The organism is Bradyrhizobium sp., assembly GCF_019242285.1.
Lineage (GTDB): Bacteria > Pseudomonadota > Alphaproteobacteria > Rhizobiales > Xanthobacteraceae > Bradyrhizobium.
In genome coordinates this window covers 1-2,303 of record NZ_JAFAVV010000073.1, presented here as the reverse complement: position 1 = coordinate 2,303, position 2,303 = coordinate 1, and the positions used below count along the sequence as shown (strand labels likewise).

Sequence of the window (2,303 nt, the reverse complement as noted above, 5' to 3'; positions counted from 1 at the left end):
ATGATATATCATACTTGATATTTGATATATCACAAGGTAGGCTCCCCTGGATCAATGGGAGGGCTGGATGATGACGACCCGTCGCGACCTTTGCAAAAGCCTGCTGGCGACGAGTGCGCTGGCGCTCTGGCCTACCATTCCCGTCGTCGCGCAGAGCCGCGACAACACGGCACGCATCGCCTGGCCTTATGATACGGCATCGCTGGATGCGGTCGGGATCGGCGCGCAACGCTCGACCTGGAGCGTCAGCCTGCATCTCTACGATCGCCTCGTGACCTACGCCGCGACGGATCGGTCCGACGGGACGCGGCAATACGATCCCGCACGATTGCGATCCGAATTGGCCGAGAGCTGGCAAGTCTCTCCGGACAGCAGGACCGTGACGTTCCGCCTGCGCCCAGATGCCAGGTTTCACGATGGCTCGCCGGTCACCGCCGAGGACGTTCGCTGGTCCATCGAACGCGCGCTGACCGTCAAATCGGCTGCGGGCGTCATGGCAGTGGGTGGATTGAAGAGCGCCGACCAGTTGAAGGCCGTCGACGCCACGACGTTTCAGGTGACGCTGCCGGCGCCCAACCGGTTCGCCGTCCTCGTCTTCACGATCCCGTTCGCGGCCATCATCAATTCGAAGCTCGCGAACCAGAACGCCACCGCTCAGGATCCGTGGGCCAATGAGTGGCTGAAGCGCAACGCTGCGGGCGGCGGTGCCTACAAGCTCGAAAGCTTCCGCAACGACCAGGTGCTGCTCACGCGCAACGAGAGTTGGACCTGCGGGGACAAGCCGGGCATGCAGCAGGTCATCTTCCAGACCGTTCCGGAATCGGCGACGCGCGGCGCGCTCGTCGAGCGCGGCGCCGCCGACATCGCCGTCGAGATTCCCCCGAATGATTTCGCGGCCATCGAGGGGCGGGGACAGGCGCGTGCGCTGGCCATTCCCATGCCGAACCACATGGACTTGATGGCGGCGAACTCGCAGGCCGCGCCGTTCGACGATTTGCGCGTGCGGCAGGCGATCGCCTATGCGCTGCCCTATCAGCAGATCTTCCAGAGCGTGTTCCGCGGCCGCGGCACGCCGCTGTTCGGCGCCAAGGGCGAGCCGAAGCCGGCGTCATTTCCGCAGCCGAGCGACTTCAACACCGATCCCGATCGTGCCATGGCGCTGCTCAAGGACGCCGGCCGTGCCGGCGGCTTCGAGGCCAACCTGATGTACAGCGTCGCCAAGGCCGCCTATTTCGATCCGCTCTCGCTTGTCGTGCGCGACGCGCTCGGCAAGATCGGTATCCGCGTCAACATCGACCGCATTCCCGGCGCGCAGTTCGATGAGCGGGTGGTGGCGCGGAATTTCCAGTTGCTGCTCGACAATCGTGTCGCCTGGCTGTCGCTGCCCGACTACTGGTTCACGGCGTTCTATACCGGAACCTCGACCTCCAATCTCGGCAACTTCAACGATCCGAAACTCGATCGGATGCTGAAGGACCTGCCCGGCGACGCCTCGCCGGAGCTCTATGGCGAGAGGACGGCCGAGATGAGCAGGCTCGTGCTCACCGAGGTGCCGATGATCCCGCTGCGGCAGGGGGCCGTCGAGCTCGTGATGTCCAGGGGATTGAGCGGCTATACCTACTGGTTCCACGGCCTGCCGGATGCCCGCGACCTCAGGCGCGCCTGACGCAGAGCCGGACTTCGCGATGTCGGGCGGACGATCGAAGCAGTGGTGATGACGCGCCATTCGGACATCTGGCGATTTGTCCTGCGCAGGATCCTTGGAGCGCTGCCGCTCCTGGTCGGCGTCGGCATCTTCACCTTCATTCTCGTGCGCGTGCTGCCCGGCGATCCCGCCGCCTATTACGCCACCGGCCCGATGGCCACCCAGGACGAGATCGCACAGGTTCGAAACACGCTCGGGCTGGACCGGCCGCTGCTCGAGCAGCTCGCGCGCTATTTCAAGGACGTCTCGGCCGGCGATCTCGGTCGTTCGCTGGTGACGGGTCAGCGCGTCAGCAGCGATCTGCGCGAACGGTTTCCGGCCTCGTTCGAATTGACCTTCGTCGCCATGCTGCTGGCGCTGCTGGTCTCCATTCCGCTCGGTATCATCGCCGCGATCCGTGCGGGATCGTGGATCGACCACGTCATCCGCTTCGTCGGTACGCTCGGCGTGTCCATGCCCGCCTTCGTGGCCGGCATCGTGCTGATCTTCGTCTTCTACTTCAAGCTCGGGCTGACGCCCGAGCCGATCGACCGGATCGATCCGTTCGTGCTTAAGCCGGCCGCCGTCACCGGACTGCTGCTGATCGACAGCCTGCTGG

At 64.8% G+C, this 2,303-nt stretch carries 2 protein-coding genes; both read left to right on the top strand.

From position 1 onward, the window contains the following. The first annotated feature begins 67 nt into the window (after window positions 1-67). Entirely contained in the window at window positions 68-1,666 is a 1,599-nt protein-coding gene (locus JOY90_RS03120) for an ABC transporter substrate-binding protein (RefSeq protein WP_291689705.1), read from the top strand. 48 nt (window positions 1,667-1,714) lie between these two features. Beyond that, window positions 1,715-2,303: ABC transporter permease (locus tag JOY90_RS03115; protein ID WP_291689704.1), on the top strand; the 589-nt coding region annotated here is incomplete at its 3' end.

Coding starts and splice junctions, on each gene's coding strand:
- JOY90_RS03120 (WP_291689705.1), top strand. CDS start 68: ATGATGACGACCCGTCGCGACCTTTGCAAAAGCCTGCTGGCGACGAGT.